Source organism: Duganella qianjiadongensis (genome assembly GCF_009857915.1).
Classification (GTDB): domain Bacteria; phylum Pseudomonadota; class Gammaproteobacteria; order Burkholderiales; family Burkholderiaceae_D; genus Rugamonas; species Rugamonas qianjiadongensis.
The window spans coordinates 173,393-189,162 of the sequence record NZ_WWCM01000009.1; the positions used below are offsets into that span (position 1 = coordinate 173,393).

General features: G+C 64.5%; 14 protein-coding genes. 2 read left to right on the forward strand and 12 right to left on the reverse strand.

The window, feature by feature from the left end; all coding sequences use genetic code 11:
* Positions 1–4: 4 nt before the first annotated feature.
* From GTP27_RS14475 to GTP27_RS14530, 12 genes are all read right to left on the reverse strand, one after another.
* Positions 5–769 (reverse strand): alpha/beta fold hydrolase, encoded by a 765-nt coding sequence (locus GTP27_RS14475; RefSeq protein ID WP_161039875.1) that lies wholly within the window; start codon positions 767–769, stop codon positions 5–7.
* Complete coding sequence (locus GTP27_RS14480; protein ID WP_161039876.1) at positions 769–1,773, reverse strand: M14 family zinc carboxypeptidase; 1,005 nt, start codon at positions 1,771–1,773, stop codon at positions 769–771. The genes GTP27_RS14475 and GTP27_RS14480 overlap by 1 nt, the downstream gene beginning before the upstream one ends.
* Before the next feature lie 63 nt (positions 1,774–1,836).
* A complete protein-coding gene (locus GTP27_RS14485; protein WP_161039877.1) occupies positions 1,837–2,007 on the reverse strand; it encodes a hypothetical protein in 171 nt (56 codons plus the stop codon).
* 146 nt (positions 2,008–2,153) lie between these two features.
* Positions 2,154–3,404 (reverse strand): sugar MFS transporter, encoded by a 1,251-nt coding sequence (locus GTP27_RS14490; RefSeq protein WP_161039878.1) that lies wholly within the window; start codon positions 3,402–3,404, stop codon positions 2,154–2,156.
* A 100-nt stretch (positions 3,405–3,504) separates the two neighbouring features.
* Complete coding sequence (locus GTP27_RS14495) at positions 3,505–4,752, reverse strand: beta-ketoacyl-[acyl-carrier-protein] synthase family protein (protein WP_161039879.1); 1,248 nt, start codon at positions 4,750–4,752, stop codon at positions 3,505–3,507.
* Entirely contained in the window at positions 4,749–5,000 is a 252-nt protein-coding gene (locus tag GTP27_RS14500) for a phosphopantetheine-binding protein (RefSeq protein WP_161039880.1), read from the reverse strand. The genes GTP27_RS14495 and GTP27_RS14500 overlap by 4 nt, the downstream gene beginning before the upstream one ends.
* A gap of 11 nt (positions 5,001–5,011) precedes the next feature.
* The gene (locus GTP27_RS14505; RefSeq protein ID WP_161039881.1) at positions 5,012–5,842 is read right to left on the reverse strand and encodes an alpha/beta hydrolase; all 831 of its coding nucleotides are present in this window, start codon (positions 5,840–5,842) and stop codon (positions 5,012–5,014) included.
* A gap of 53 nt (positions 5,843–5,895) precedes the next feature.
* Positions 5,896–6,630 (reverse strand): MipA/OmpV family protein, encoded by a 735-nt coding sequence (locus tag GTP27_RS14510; protein ID WP_161039882.1) that lies wholly within the window; start codon positions 6,628–6,630, stop codon positions 5,896–5,898.
* Positions 6,623–7,018 carry a hypothetical protein gene (locus tag GTP27_RS14515; RefSeq protein WP_161039883.1) on the reverse strand — a complete coding sequence of 132 codons (396 nt, stop codon included), beginning with the start codon at positions 7,016–7,018 and terminating at the stop codon, positions 6,623–6,625. The genes GTP27_RS14510 and GTP27_RS14515 overlap by 8 nt, the downstream gene beginning before the upstream one ends.
* On the reverse strand, positions 7,015–8,526 hold the full coding sequence (locus GTP27_RS14520; protein ID WP_161039884.1) for an efflux transporter outer membrane subunit: 1,512 nt from the start codon (positions 8,524–8,526) through the stop codon (positions 7,015–7,017). Before GTP27_RS14520 ends, GTP27_RS14515 begins: the two co-directional genes overlap by 4 nt.
* Complete coding sequence (locus tag GTP27_RS14525) at positions 8,523–11,636, reverse strand: efflux RND transporter permease subunit (RefSeq protein ID WP_161039885.1); 3,114 nt, start codon at positions 11,634–11,636, stop codon at positions 8,523–8,525. Before GTP27_RS14525 ends, GTP27_RS14520 begins: the two co-directional genes overlap by 4 nt.
* Positions 11,633–12,799, reverse strand: a complete 1,167-nt coding sequence (locus tag GTP27_RS14530; protein ID WP_161039886.1) for an efflux RND transporter periplasmic adaptor subunit — start codon at positions 12,797–12,799, stop codon at positions 11,633–11,635. Before GTP27_RS14530 ends, GTP27_RS14525 begins: the two co-directional genes overlap by 4 nt.
* 101 nt (positions 12,800–12,900) lie before the next feature.
* On the opposite strand from GTP27_RS14530, the gene GTP27_RS14535 reads away from it, so the two are divergent.
* Together GTP27_RS14535 and GTP27_RS14540 are read left to right on the forward strand one after the other, a co-directional pair.
* Entirely contained in the window at positions 12,901–13,587 is a 687-nt protein-coding gene (locus tag GTP27_RS14535; RefSeq protein WP_161039887.1) for a response regulator transcription factor, read from the forward strand.
* Positions 13,584–14,996, forward strand: a complete 1,413-nt coding sequence (locus tag GTP27_RS14540; RefSeq protein ID WP_161039888.1) for a sensor histidine kinase — start codon at positions 13,584–13,586, stop codon at positions 14,994–14,996. Before GTP27_RS14535 ends, GTP27_RS14540 begins: the two co-directional genes overlap by 4 nt.
* The last annotated feature ends 774 nt before the right edge of the window (positions 14,997–15,770 follow it).

The following is a 15,770-nucleotide window of genomic DNA, read 5'->3' on the forward strand; positions in this document are numbered from 1 at the left end:
CATACTATGGCGCAGCTGCGCTCGCTACCCAGCCGGCGATCTGTTGCGCCAGCCAGTCGCCCGCATCGAGCGGCAGGTCGTGGCCCGCCGTGGGGTGCAGCAGCACGGCAAGCTGCCACGCCTGTGCCAGCCGCAGCGTACAGGCGTGATCGACCAGCCGGTCGCCCGCGCTGGCAATCAGCAGCAGCGGCAGGGCTGGCTGATGTGGCGCGGCGCGGAAGCGCGCTGCCGCCCACAGCTGGCGCAGCGCGTTGCGGCGCGAAACAGGGTATTCCCGCTGATAGCCCAGCCACTGCTCGACCAGCGCGGCGCGCTGGGGTGCCGTGCCGGTATTGCTGGTCAGGCGCAGGATCAGCTGTTCCTGCGTGCGGGCGCCACCCAGCAGCAGCTGGCGCAGGATGGCGCCGTAGTTGCGCCAGCGCAGACGCTGATAGAAGGGGCTGTAGGGGCGCATGCTGGTGTTGACCAGCACGCAGCGGCGCAGCTCCTGCGGGTAGAGCTGGGCCCAGGTCAGCGCCACCATGCCGCCCAGCGATAATGCCAGCAGCGAGTAGGGCGGTGCTATGCCGGCCTGCTGCAGTTGCAGGCGGCAGGCTTCCACCATCTGCCGCACGCTGCTAGGGCTGGCTTCGCGGTAGCGGCTGCCGTTGCCGGGCAGGTCGGGCGTGTACAGCTGCGCGTCGGGCAGGGCTGCGGCCAGCGTGGCGGGGAAGCTGCCCCAGTGGCGCTGCTCGCGCACCAGCCCGCGCAGCAGTATCCAGCGTTCCATCAGCCGTACCACTGCGTGAGGGCGCGCTTGTGCTGCACCTTGCGCGCCATGCCGGACGGCAGCCACGACTGGTGGCTGATGGTGGCGCGCATGAGGAAATCGAACCACGTGAGGTGGCGCCGCAGCACGCGCTGCTGGCGGTGGCGCGCCGTGGGGTTGAACATGGCGATGCGGTCGAACAGCTGGCGCGGATTTTTCTTCACCCACAGCCACGAGCCCATTTCCAGCGTCAGCGGCAGGAATACCCGCTGGCCTGCGTTCAGATACAGGTAATCCCACAGATCGCCATGGGTGCGGTAGACCCGGCTCTGCGGCTCGAACACGTAGTTGTGGTTGGGGTAGCTGGCACTGAACAGCTGCTCCAGTGCGGCGATGTCGGGCAGATGCGGTATCGGCGTGCTGGTATGGGCATGGGGGAACCAGATGCGGTCGCGCAGGCCGAAGCCGGAATGGCAGTCGAGAGCAAGGCTGAACTGGCGTGACAGCAGTTCGCCCGTGACGAAATCGCATACGGCGCGGCTCTCGGCTTCCATCGGCGCACCGGCGGCGCCGCGATACCACGGCAGGTGGCGGCTATAGCGCTGGCCGCCCAGCAGGAAGGGCACGCTGTCGGTGGCGCTGACGGGAGCGTTGCGCATCAGGTCCACACCTTGCGGATTGCAGCGTGTGGCCTGCCACATGCCGCCCGGATTCACCAGCGGCATGAACACCAGCCGCAATGACGCCAGCTGCTGGTGCAGGGTGTGGTCCCAGCGCAGCCGTGCCAGCAGGCTTTCCAGAAACGCCAGCACGATCTGCGTGCCTATGCGTTCCAGCCCGTGGATGCCGCCGAAGAAGCCCAGCGCCGGTACTTGCGGATCGGGATTGCCCATGGCCACGGTGTAGACGGGAAAATCGCGTCCGTCCATGGCCACGCTGCAAGGGGTGCTCACTTGCAGATGGGCGCCGCCTTCGTCGATCAGACGTTTCAGGGTGATCAGCTCAGGCAGATTTTTCGCGGGCATAGCGGCCTACACATTGGATGGTGTTGCTAGTGTAGCCCAGTTGCTGCCCGCTGGCGCGCCGATTTATTCGCTGTGCATGCGCGGAATGGCCTGCTGGCGTGAGCGTGCGTATTCAGCCAGGATAGTGGCAGCATACGAAGCTTTGCGGGCGCGCTCGAGCGCATCGTGCAGCGCTTCTTTGGCGCGCATGGCGCGTTGCAGTGCTAGCTGTTCGCGGGAAAATTCAGGCTGCATGGACATCATCACCTCGCATGGTTGTGGCGAGCGGCCGAAAACAGCCGCTGATGTCCCGCATTATACAGAATTGAGCAAATATAGCAAATTAAACGAATTTATTTCAAATTTATTCAATTTGCCTTATTTGCATGGGGAGATACTCCCTAGTTTTTGCTGGCGTACACGCCGTAAGCGCCTATGCCCGCATAGCACAGCACCGGCACCCACAGCGCCGTTGCCAGACTGGCGTGATCGGCCACCGTGCCGACCAGCACGGGGATGATGGCGCCGCCCACGATGGCCAGACAGAGCAGGCCGGAAGCCTGTGGTGCCTGTTCTGCACTGTCTTCCAGTGCCAGCGTAAAGATGGTGGGGAACATGATGGAGTTGCACAGGCCGATGGCAAGGATGCTGGCCGCCGCCACGTAGCCGGAACTCGACAGCGAAATCACTGCCAGCAGGCCAGCAGCAGCGGCGCAACCGGCCAGCAGCAGGCCGGGCTTGCCCCGTTTGAGCAGGCCGGCGCCGATGAAGCGGCCCACCATGGCCAGACCCCAGTACACCGATACCATGGAACCGGCCGTGCGCACGCTGGCGCCCAGCACGCTGCTCTGCATCAGGTAGTTCACCAGCATGCTGCCGATTGCCACTTCGGCGCCCACGTAGAGGAAGATGCCGAGCACGCCCAGCATCAGGCGCGGACGGCCCAGCAGCGCCAGATAGCCGCCGCTCCGGGCTTCGTCGCTACTGGCCGGCGCCCAGCGACGGCAGGCCCAGCAGATGGCCGCCAGCACGCCCAGCGTCAGGCCTATCATCAGGAAGGGCAGTTGCACCGAGCGGCCGGCTTCGAGCCGCTGGGCGGCGGCGCTCAGGCCACTGGCGATAGGGGCAGCGCCTTCATCGCTGAGAATAAAGGCGGCACCGAACAGGGGGCCGATGGCGGTGGCCAGCGAATTGAACGCCTGCGCCAGGGTCAGCCGGCTGTGGGCGTGGCGCGGATCGCCAACCCGGGCGGCCAGCGGATTGGCCGCTACCTGCACGATGGTGACGCCGGCGGCCAGCACGAACAGGGCGGCCAGAAAGGCCGGATAGCTGCCATGCTCGGCTGCGGGGGTGAAGGCCAGACAGCCTGCCGCCATGATGGCCAGCCCCATGGTCACGCTTTCCAGATAGCCGAGCTGGCGGATCAGCCTTGCGGCCGGCAGCGAGACGATGAAGTAGGCGCCGAAGAAGCAGAACTGGGTCAGCATGGCCTCGGCATAGTTGAGCGCAAACAGGCCTTTGAGTTTGGGCACCAGCGTATCGACCAGCACGGTACAGAAGCCGAACGCAAAAAACAGCATCATCACCAGAGCGATGATGCGGCGGCCGGACAGGGAGGATTGCGCGCTGGCGCTGGCAGACGTGACGTTCAAGTTGTGCTCCGTTATTGTTGTGTCGCGCTAGTAGACCCGTGATTGCGCGTCCGGTCAAGCCGGACGCGCGCACCTGCTAGCGGGGAGCCGCGCGGTCCTGCTAGGCGTGGTGGAATTGCCGCACGATCAGCGAGACATTGCTGCCGCCGAAGGCGAAGGAATTCGACATCGCCGCGTCGATCTGCAGGCCGTGGCGTGCTTGCAGCGGCACCAGATCGAGCTGGCATCCGGCATCGGCCTGTTCGAGGAAGGCGGTGGGCGGCACTGAACCGGCACCCAGCGTCTGCGCGGTGAGGACGAATTCCAGCGCACCGGCAGCACCGAGCGTGTGGCCGTGCATGGACTTGGTGGAGCTGACCAGCAGCTGCCCGGTAGCAGGACCGAAAATCTGGCCGATGGAGACGGCTTCGGCCAGATCGCCTGCCGCCGTGCCGGCGCCATGGGCGTTAATATAGGCCACCTGCTGCGGCGCCAGACCGGCATGGCGCAGCGCCATCTGCATGGCGCGGGCCTGGCCGGCCGGATCGGGTTTGGTAATGTGGCTGGCATCGTTGCTGCTGCCGTAGCCCACCAGTTCGCCCAGTATGACGGCGCCGCGGGCACGCGCCGATTCCAGCGATTCCAGCATCACGGCAGCGGCCGCTTCGCCCAGCACCAGACCGTTGCGGTCGGCGGAGAACGGACGGCACGAGCGTTCCGGCCGGGCGCTATCGGCCGGCGCCAGCACGCGCATGGAATCCCAGGCCGTGACGACGCCGTAATTGAGCAGCGCTTCCGAGCCGCCAGCCAGTACCCGCTCGGCATAGCCGTGGTGGATGTGGCGGTAGGCTTCGCCTATCGCCTGCGCCGAGGAAACGCAGGCGCAGCTGTAATTGTTGACCGTGCCCTTGAACTGGTAGCGCAAGGCGATCTGCGAGGCGGCCGCATTGTTCATGCCGGCCACCACCGACATGGGACGGATGCGGGTTTTACCTTCGACGAACAGGTCGACATAACCCGCTTCCAGCGTGGTGGAACCGCCCATGCCGGTGCCCCAGAACACGCCGCTGGCTTCCGCTTCGGCCTCGTTCCGGACGCTAAAGCCGGACTGCGCCAGCGCTTCCTGCGCGACCACCATGCCGATGATGGCATTGCGGTCGAATAGCGGCTGTTCGGCCGTGCGGATGATGTCGGGCAGGGCGGCGCGGATCTGCGCTGCCGGCAGGCCGGGACGCTGGCGCTCGCCCTTGAGTTCCAGCAGGGCTATGCCGCTGTGGCCTTGCAAAGCCTGGTCGAAATTCTGCCGGGCGCCTATGCCCAGTGCGGAAACGGCGCCCAGTCCGGTGATGACGACACGGCGGCCGCTCATTGCGCTTCGCCGCGGCTGGCCAGATAGCGGTCGATGTGATCGGCGATGTCCTGCACCACTTTCAGGTCGGGACGCTCGTCACCGATCTGGATGTTGAATTCCTCTTCCAGATCGAAAATCAGTTCGATCACGGTCAGCGAATCGGCGCCCAGTGCTTCCAGTTCGGTAGCGCCGCTAATGGTGTCGGCAGGAACGTCCAGGCTCTTGGCCAGCAGACGGATAACAGCGGATAAAGATGAGGTGGTCATGACTAATATGCTTAAGCGATCTTGAGTTCAGGAATACGGACGGGCAGGTGCTGGTTAAAGAAAGCGATCGATTCGTCGGCGACGACTTCTTTTTCGTTATCCAGCGTAATAATATGATAACTGTTGTGCAGAATAATTTTGCGCTTGGACGCGGATTTAATTCGGCTTTCCACCAAGTCGGCGCTGGCCGTGCTGGCCACGTCGTCCTCTTCGGCGTGGATGATCAGCGCCGGGGTCGTGACCTTGTGCAGCTGGCTGCGCACCTGCTTAATCAGGCGGTGGGCCTGGAAGATGCCCTCGGCGGACAGGCGCGAGGCACCTGCTGCAGACGAACCGCTGACCTGCATTTCGCGGGCTATCCAGCGCTGCAGATTTTCGTTCTTCAGGCCGTAAGGATGGCGTTCGTGGTAGGCATACCAGCGCCGTGCCGGCGTGTAGTAGGCCAGCGGCAGCAGGAAGCGGTACCACGGCAGGCTCCAGCCGTCATAAGCCAGCGTGGTAGCCAGCAGCGACAGGGAGGCGACTTCTTCGCCGCGTTCGATGGCCAGTTTCAGCGCCAGCACGGCGCCTATGCACAGACCGGTAACGGAGACGGTTTTATAGTTGCGTTTGAGTTCCTCGAAATGGCGCAGCACTTCCTGATACCAGGCATCGAAGGTGGTGGTCTGGTAGGACTGGCCGGCGCCCGTGGCGTAGCCATAACCGGGAATCAGGGGAATGACGACGGTATAGCCGGCTTTCTGTAGCCGTTTGCCCAGATACTGCATTTCCAGCGGATTGCCTAGCAAGCCGTGCAGCGCGAGGACAGCGTGTTCGCCCCCGGGCAGCGTAATTGTCTTCATAATCTTCCTAAATTCAGCATACCGACGTGTATTCGGTAAATTAATTAAAACGCTTAATCTGTATTAAAGCGATAACTGATGGCGGCCAGAGCGGTAGTTGGGCTCGTGTGGACGACCAGTGGGCTGTTCCGTATGGATGGGCCCTGCCAGCTTTTGCGCAGATTGAGATTGAAATACCAACGTTGTCTCAGGTGGACTTCTGCAAACAGCGCAATGAAGGGGCTGCTTGCGCCACCGGGGCGGTAGGCTGACGTTCCGTCATAGTAACGCAGATATTGGCTATTACGGTATTCCAGTCCTAGCTGGGGGTAGACGGAAGCCGGCCCCAGCGGAAACTCGGCGGCATACAGCAAGCTGCCCAGCTTGCCGTGCGAAGCGCCCAGATCCTGCTGCAGGCTGGCCATCAGCGCGCCATACGGCGTGACTTGCAAAGTGCTCAGCCCCAGCGGCACGGACTCGCGTCGCCGCGCCAGCGTGCCATCGGCTGGCTGGTAGCCGTCGCCAACCACCCGCGTGCTCAGTTCCAGCTGGCCGCTGCCCAGCGGCAGCAAAGCCGCGCCGAAGGTATCCACCCGGGCAAACAGGGGGCCGCATTCGCCGTTCAGGTAGGGCACTGCGCTGGCCGGCTGCGCGCGCGCGGCCTGCGCCACGCGGTTGAAATTCAGGCCGGCGCCTAGATCCCCGTTGCAGACCAGTGTAGTGCCGGCCGACTGCGCCTGCAAAGGGCCGCAGCATAGTACTAATGCGAGAGCCAGCCAGTGCTGCCTCATGCTACTGCCATCAGTCATGCTGCGCCGGCTCCCTGCCCAGCACGCGGCTGATGTGCGCCAGTTGGCCCGCGTGGCAGTCGGCTGGCCAGATTTCCACTTCGCTACCCACGCCCGCAGCCACGCCGTCCGGCAGTGCGGCGACACTGCTGTGCAGCAGGCGGACGTGGTGGTAATGCACTTTGACGTAGCGGTGGCTGGCGTACTCATCTGCGGGCAAAGCGGCCAGACATGGCGGCAGGCTGCTGCGGCCGGCATCGGCGGCGTACTCGCTGACGATGGTGGCATGGTGGGCGCCGTGCTGCCAGTCGACGGCAGGGCGCTGCGGCGCGCTGCTGCAGGCGCCCAGCAGGCCTAGCGTGGCCAGTACGGCGCGGCGGTAGAGGCTAGGATGAATGGCGGATTTCATGGTTGCTCCTTGCTGCGCTGCGGACTTTGCCAGCTGCCGCCCAGCGCCTGATATAGCGCGGCAGCATTACCAAGCTGACTGGCGCGGGCCTGCGCCAGCTGCTGCTGCGACTGCCATTGATTCTGCTGTGCCAGCAGCAGCGCCGTCTGATCGAGCGCGCCGGCGGCATGCTGGCGCTGGCATAGCTGCAGCGTGGCCTGTGCAGCGCTGGCGGCATCGGTGGCACTCTGCACCGCCGCCACATCGCTATCGATGGCGTGCAGCACATCGGCGACGTTCTGCAGCGCGGTGGCAACGGCCGTACGGTAGTCGGCTGCTGCGGCCTGCAGGCTGGCTTCTGCGGCGCGCTCGCGGTGCTGCAGGGTGGCGCCGTCGAACAGGGTCTGGGTGATGCTGGCGCCAAGGGCAAAGAATTGGCCGCTGTTCCAGAACATCTGGCCGAATTCGCTGGCCGCGCCGCCGGCATTGGCCGACATGGTGAATTGCGGCAGCCGCGCGGCACGGGCCACGCCCACTTGCGCGCTGGCGGCTTTTAACTGGGCTTCGGCGGCGCGGATGTCGGGCCGCTGTTCCAGCAACTGCGACGGCAGCGCCAGCGGCAGTTGCTGCGGCAGGCGGAAGCTGGCCAGCCGGAACGCCGGCAATTCCTGTTCGACGCTGAGGCCGGTGAGCAGGCGCAGCAGATCGCGGTTCTGTTCCAGCTGGCGCCGCAACGGCGGCAGCGCCTGCTGGGTCTGTGCCAGCGCATTGCGCGCGCTGGCCAGTTCGAGCGCGCTGGCATAGCCTGCCTGATGCTGGCGCTGCACCAGCGCCAGCGTGCGCTGGGCCGCGGCCACGATCTGCTGATCGAGTTCCAGCAGTTCGCGCAGCAGGCCATCCTGAATGGCCGCAGCCACCAGATTCGAGGCCAGCGTCAGATAGGCAGCCTGCAGCTGATAGCGCTGGTATTCCTGCTGGGCCTGCACCGATTCCAGCTGGCGCCGGCTGGCGCCGAATACGTCCGGCGTGTAGGCCACGCTGAGCTGGGCCGTGTGGAAGTTGTAGATCACGGGCGCGTTATAGGGTGCCGTGCCGCCCTGACTGGCAGGTGTATTCTGGGTGGTGCTGATCACGCTGCCGTTACCCTGCACGCCGGGCGAGTTGCCGCCCTGATTGCCGGCCAGCTTGGTGCGGCTGGGGCTATAACCGAGCTGCACAGTGGGATAGAAATAGCCCTGCTGGGCCGCGACATTTTCCTGTGCCGCGCGCAGATTCGCCTGCGCCGAGGCGATGCCGGCGTTGTGCTGCCAGGCTTGCTCGATCAGCGCATCGAGTTCGGGCGAGCCGAATACATGCCACCAGTTCTGGCGGATCTGCTGCTGCAGTTGCAGCCGCCCGGCCAGCTGCTGGTCGTCCGCCGTATAGCGGGTGGGCAGTGCCAGTGCCGGACGCTGGTAGTCCGGGCCGGCGGCGCAGCCAGCCAGCAGCAGGACGCTGGCGGCAAGGAGTAGGTACAGGCGCGGTTTCATGGTGTTGTGGAGGCGTTGTCGCCCGGTTCAGAGAAGTTGCCAAACAGGCGTAGCGCAACGGGCAGCACCAGCAGCGTAAAGATGGTGCCGCTGACGATGCCGCCCACGATCACGCAGGCAAAGGGGCGCTGGGTTTCGCTGCCGATGCCGTGCGACAGGGCTGCCGGCAGCAGGCCCATGCCGGCCATCAGCGCTGTCATCAGGATGGGGCGCAGGCGCATCACGGCACCCTGTACTACGGCGTGCGGTACGGCAGCGCCTTCGCGCACTTTCTGCAGCACTTCTTCCACCATGATCACGCCGTTCTGCACCGAGATGCCGGCCACGGCGATGAAGCCCACCGCCGCCGACACCGACAGGTGCAGGCCGGCCAGTGCCAGTCCGCCCAGTCCGCCGATCATGGTGAACGGCACCATGCCCAGTACCAGAGCGGCCAGCCGCAGCGAACGGAAGGCCCAGAACAGCAGCGAGAACATCAGCAGTATGGTGAGCGGAATGATCACGGCCAGACGCTTGGCGGCGCGCTGGGAGTTTTCGAACTGGCCGCCCCAGCTGATGTCGTAGCCCGCCGGCAGGCTGACTTTTTCCTGCACGGTGCGCTGGGCTTCTTCGATGAAGCTGCCCTGATCGCGTCCCAGCAGATTCATTTTGACGATCACGCTGCGCGCGCCTGCTTCGCGCTGGATGCGCGAGACACCCTGGCGCAGTTCGATGCTGGCCACATCGCGCAGGGCGACAGTGGCGGGACCGTTGCCGGCCTGGCTGGCCGGTATGCTCAGTTGCAGGGCGCCGATGGCGTCCATGCTGTTGCGTGCCTCGGGGCGCACCTTGAGTACCACGTCGAAACGCCGTTCGCCCTCGAAATAGCTGGTGACGGCGCTACCGGACAGGGCTTGCGTCACCAGCGTGTTGACGTCGGCAATGCTGATGCCGTAGCGCGCCAGACGGGCGCGGTCGGGCGTCACCACGATTTCGCTCTGGCCGCCGATATGGGTTGCATCGACATCGATGGCGCCGGGGATATTCTGCAGGATATCGATCAGCTGCTGGGCCTTGTTTTCCAGTATATCGAGATCATTGCCGCTGACCTTGGCGACGATTTCGCCGCGGAAGCCGGACAGCGATTCTTCCACGTTATCCTGTATCACCTGCGAGAAATTGGCGTTGATGCCGGGGATTTTTGCCAGTTCGGCCGACATGCTGGCCACCAGCGCATCCTTGTCGGCAAAGCGCCATTGCTTGCGCGGCTTGAGATCGACCAGCGTTTCCAGATTGTTCGGGCCTTTGGGATCGGAGCCGTCGTCAGGGCGGCCCGCCTGGCTGATGATGTGCGCCACTTCCGGATATTTCTGCAAGGTCTGGCGCATCAGGCGTTCCACCTGTTTGGTGGTTTCCAGCGAGGCCGACGTGGGCAGGGTAATGGTCAGCCAGATATTGCCTTCATCGAGCTTGGGCATGAATTCGCTGCCTAGCCGGGTAGCCAGCAGCAGTGCCAGCAGCACCGGTACGGCGGACCATAGCAGCACGCTGCGCGAACGGCGCAGCGTCCAGTCGAGCAGACGGTGGTAGCGCTGCTGCAGGCCAGCCAGCCAGGCCTGATGTTTTTCCACCAGCGGCTGGCGCTGGATGGTCCACGACAGCAGGGTGGGCAGCAGGGTAAAGGTCAGCAGCACGGCACCAGCCAGCGCAAAGGTCAGGGTCAGCGCCACCGGCGTGAAGATCTTGCCCTCCACCCGCTGGAAGGTGTAGATGGGCACAAACGCCAGTATGATGATGGCCTTGGAGAACAGCACCGGATGGGACAGTTCGTTCATGGTCCGGTGCAGCACGTTGAGGCGGGTGCCGACGGGATTGTGCTCATGCAGCGGCATGGTCGCCATGCGCACCATCAGCGCTTCCACGATCACCACGGCGCTGTCGATGATGATGCCGAAGTCCACTGCACCGAGTGAAATCAGGTTGGCCGACACGCCGCGCGCATGCATCAGGATGAAGGCAAACAGCAAGGCCAGCGGAATCACGGTGGCGACGATCAGGGCCGCGCGCCAGCTGGACAGGAACAGCACTAGTATCACGATCACTAGCGTGGCGCCGATCAGCAGGTTTTCCGCTACCGTGGCCACAGTGTGGTGCACCAGGTCGGTACGGTCGTACAGCGCAATGATTTTTACGCCGGCCGGCAAGTGGGCCTGCAACTGGGCGATGCGGGCCTTCAGGTCGGCATTGATCTTGGACGGATTGCCGCCCTTGGTCATCGAGACTATGCCTTCCACCACGCTGTCGCGCTGGTCGGCCGCGACGATGCCATAGCGCTGGCGCTCACCTATCTTGATGCTGGCCACGTCGGCCACGGTGATGGCGCGGCCCTGACGGGCGGCCACCACCACCCGGCCCAGATCGGCCAGTTCTTTGTACAGACCGGCCGAGCGCACGATCAGGCTGGCGTCGCCCATGCGTACCAGACCGCCGCCGGCATTGCCGCTGCCGTTGGCGATGGCCTGACTGAGCTGGTCTAGCGTGAGCTGGTATTTGCGCAGCAGGAAAGGATCGGCTTCGATCTGGTATTCGCGGATGGCGCCGCCAAAGCTGCTCACATCGGCCACGCCGGGCGTCATGCGCAGGGCCGGACGGATGGTCCAGTCCTGCAGGGTGCGGATCTCGGCTTCGCTCAGGCCGGGCGCCTCGATGGCATAACGGTAGATCTCGCCCACGGCTGTCGACAGCGGCGCCAGCTGCGGCTGCACGCCGGCCGGCAGCGTCACGGTGGAGAGTTTTTCCGTGACCTGCTGGCGGGCGAAATAGTTATCGGTGTCGTCGTCAAACGTCAGCGTGACCACCGACAGGCCCGTCATGGTAACCGAGCGCACGTTGGTCAGGTGGGGTATGCCGCCCATTTCCCGCTCGATGGGCTGGGTCACGCTGCGCTCCATGTCCTCGGGTGGCTGGCCGGCCAGCTGCGAGATCACCCGCACCTGCACGTCCTGCACATCGGGGAAGGCTTCGATGGGCAGATTCGACAGCGCATACCAGCCATAGCCGATCAGGGCGGCCACCAGCACCATCACAAAGCCGCGCTGACGCAGCGCGAACATGATCAGGCGATCCATCATGGCGCTTTACCTGCGCGCGCGCTCAGATCGGCGTCGAGCAGCAGGGCGCCGCTGGTGACGATGCTGGCGCCATCGGCCACGCCGGCCACGTAGCTGGCTTCGGCGCCATGGGTCAGCATCTGCACGGACAGGCGGCGGAACTGGCCGGGGGCGCGCTGCACGAACACATAGGTATGCACGCCGCGGTTGACCAGCGCGCTGTTCGGCACCTGTACGGCGCTGCCGCTGTCCTGCAGCAGGGTGGCGCGCACATACATTTCCGGCAGCAGCTTGCCGTCGCGGTTATCGAGACGGGCGCGCACCAGCACGCGGCGCGTGTTCGGGTCGACGACCAGCCCCGGCTCGCTCAGGCTGGCGCTGAAGTGCCGGCCCGGCCAGGCATCGCTCTCGACGTCCACCCGCGCGCCCTTGCGCAGCTGGCCCAGCAGGCTTTCCGGCACATCGAGCTGCAGCCACAGGCGCTGCGGCTGGGTGATCACGAACAGGGGCGCGGCCATGCCCGGTGCCACGTCCAGCGCCGGCGACAGATTGCGTTCGCTGATCACGCCGCTGATCGGGGCGGTGAGCAGCAGCTGGCTGCCGGCGCGGCTACCGGCCGGCACCAGCGCGCGCAGGCGCTGTTCGGCCCGTACGGTTTCGGCACGGGCCTGCTGATAGTCGGCCTGGGCGGCTTCCATGTCGCGGCCGGCGATGGCTTCGCCCGGCACCAGCGTGCGGGCCCGCTCCAGTGCCTGCTGTTTGCGGGTTTCGTCGGCACGCGCCTTGGCCAGATCGGCCTGCGCAGCGCTGTAGTCGGGTGCATCAAGTTCGGCCAGCACCTGTCCGGCCCGCACATGCTCGCCCGCTGCGGCACGGATGGCTTTTACCCGCGCGGCCACGCTCACGCCTACGCGCGCGGTGACGTCGTCGTCATAGGTCACGCGTGCGCCCAGCGGCTCGCCTACCGGCATGGCTTGCGCTGTCAGGCTCGCCGTGCGTATCATGTCCAGCTGTGCGGCGCCGGCCGGATAGCTGACGCTATCGGGATCATTGGCGGGGGACTGGCTGCTGGTGGGGCTGGCAGGTGCTGCCGGTTTGCTAGCGTTGCCCAGCAGGGTGGTGGCAGTGGCGACGGCGACGCCGAGTACGGTCAGGCCGGGTAGCCATTTGGAGATGCGGCGCATGTTACGGGGACTCCCTTGATGGTTCCGGGTCAGTTACAATCAAACGAGCCGGTGATGATACGCAGGCTAGCTTGCCTGAACCTTGCCCAGAGTGATATGCCATGCGTTTTCTGCTAGTAGAGGATGACCGCGACCTTGCCCAGGGGCTCAGCAGCTCGCTGGCACAGTCCGACTATCCGACCGACGTGGTCTACAACGGCCGCGATGCGCTCAGCGCCTGTCTGCAGCACAGCTATGATCTGCTGATCCTCGATCTGGGTCTGCCCGACATGGATGGGCTGGAAGTGCTGCGGCGCTTGCGCAAGCAGGGGCTGGTGGCGCCGGTGCTGATTCTGACGGCGCGCTTCGATCTGGACGACCGCGTGTCCGGCCTTGATGCCGGCGGCGACGATTATCTGGCCAAGCCGTTTGCCCTGCCCGAACTGGAGGCGCGCCTGCGCGCCCTGCTGCGGCGTGGCGCGCCGGTGGAAGCGCGGCTGCAGTTCAGCGATCTGGTGTTCGAACCGGCTACCCTGCAGGCCAGCGTGGGCGGACGCGATCTGGGCCTGACGGCCGCCGAAGCCACTGTGCTGGAATTGCTGCTGCGCCGTCCGGGCCGGGTGGTCAGCAAGACCCAGTTTCTCGATGCGATCTATGACCACGCCGAAGAAAAGAATCCCACCATGATAGAAGTATTCGTCAGCCGCTTGCGCCGCAAGCTGGCCGATGCCGGATCGCAGACCCAAGTACGGGCTTTGCGCGGGCTGGGCTACCGCATCGAGCCCGATGCCGGCGGAGCGGCGGCGTGAATCTGCTGCCGCGCTGGCAGCCGCCGCAGGGCAGTCTGCGCCGCCAGCTGCTGCTGCAACTGGCCGCGCCGCTGCTGCTGGTGCTGGTGCTGGGCGCCGCCGGCGGCATGCTGATTTCGGGCCAGATCGGCTATATGGTGCACGACCAGTGGCTGCTCGATTCGGCCATGTCGCTGCGGGCACAGGTGCACGCGCGCGATGGCAAAGTCAGCCTGCAGCTGCCGCCGGCAGCCGTGCAGATGTTCGAGTGGGACGTGAGCGACCGTATCTACTGGCAGGCTAGCACGCAGCGCCAGGGCTGGCTGCTGGGGAATACGCCGATAGCGTCTGCGCCCTCGGCGGCCTCCGGCGACCAGCCGCAGTTCTACGATGCGCAGGTGGGCGGACGCAGCGTACGGGTGGTACAGCTGGAATTTGCCGCGCCGGGCGGGCTCGATGACCGGGTGCGCATCGCCGTGGCCGAGACCATGCACAAGCGCGATCTGGTAGCCTACAAATCGTTCTGGCAGTGGGCGCCGCTGCAGGTAGCCGTGCTGCTGCTGGTGGGCGTATCGGTCTGGCTGGCGGTAGCGCGCAGTCTGGCGCGGGTGGACAGCATCGCGGCCCGTCTTGGTAGTTACCGGCCTGATAGCCGCATGCCGATGTTCGATACGGCGCGCCTGCCCAGCGAAATTGTGCCCCTGATCGGTGCCATCAATGGCCTGATCGTCAGCCTGAGCGAAGAGCAGCAGACCCAGAAGCGCTTCATTTCCAATGCCGCCCACCAGTTGCGCACCCCGCTGGCCAGCTTGCAGGTGCAATCACAACGGGCCCTGCGCGAGCGCAATCCGCAGCTGCGCGAACAGGCTATGGAAGATGTGCACCGTGCTGTGACGCGGCTGCACCATGTGACCCAGCAGCTGCTCACGCTGATGCGCTCGGAGCAGGCCACCGAACAGCATCTGAAGCTGGTGCCGGTCGATCTGGCCAGGCTGGCACGCGAGGAAGTGGAGCGCTGGATGGATCAGGCGCTGCGCTGCGGCGTCGATCTCGGTTACAGCGGCCCGGAAGCGCCGTTAATGATAGATGGCGACCCCTATCTGCTGCATGAAATGATAGGCAATCTGCTTGATAACGCCATCAAATACAGCCGTCAGGGCGGCGGCATGGTGACGCTGGAACTGGCGGAAGAGCCACTGGCGCTGGCGGTGGTGGACGACGGTTCCGGCATCGCCGAGCATGAGCGCGCGCTGGTGCTGGAGCGATTCTACCGCGGCGGCAGCAGCGAGCTGGCCGGCGGCTGCGGGCTGGGTCTGCCGATTGCACGTGAAATTGCGGCCCGCCACGGCGCCACGCTGGAAATCGGCAGCGGCGAGCAGGGGCGCGGCACCCGCGTGACGATACGCTGGCAGGCCGACGGCGCGGTTTAGCGGGTGGTCAGGACGGATTAACAATCGGGATAAACTGACAAATCTGGCGCGAGGATGGGGCTGTGTGGAGCGGAACCTGTGTAATTTCTTGGTGTTATTGCTTACGCTGCTGCACGGAATTGCGGTGGTCGCAATCGGTTTTTGAGTGACTTCTCTTGGTGGCAAGTTGTTTCCTGCGTCATAGCGTCTGAGCCAGAAGTTTTAGGGACACTAGCAGCGCGGCGAGCGCAAGTCCATCCACAATATATTCGGGAAGGACGTCCGGGCATACCCGACCGAACACTATATAACCGAGCGTTAGTGCGAAATACAATGAAGATTGCCAATATCTATGCCAGCAGAACCAGACCATGCAATTGGCTGTTCCCAGAATTTCCAAAATAGTAATGATATTTAATTTAATTTCCAAGTTCCTATCCGGCTGATTCATAGTCGGCAGTGCGCTGCATTTGCATTAGCTATGCCAGCCGCGGCCAGCGTTCTGCCCTGTGCAGCAGCGCGATGCGGGTGTGGCAATGAGATCTTTCCAGTTGCAATTTCATAAAAAGCAAATTGGCCATTTATATAATTTGAGTAACTTTCAAACGAGAGAAGTTCACAAATTGCGGGCTTGCTGGGGATTCAGGAATCAGGCGCGATGCTGCGGACCACGAGGACGATAAGTATAGGCAAAGGAGGATTTTCCTGAGGGAATCTAACTCACCTTGACTTGCTCAATTTTTAAGCGGAATTATGATACGATAAGTGTACTGGATCTGCTTCTATCCTTGCACC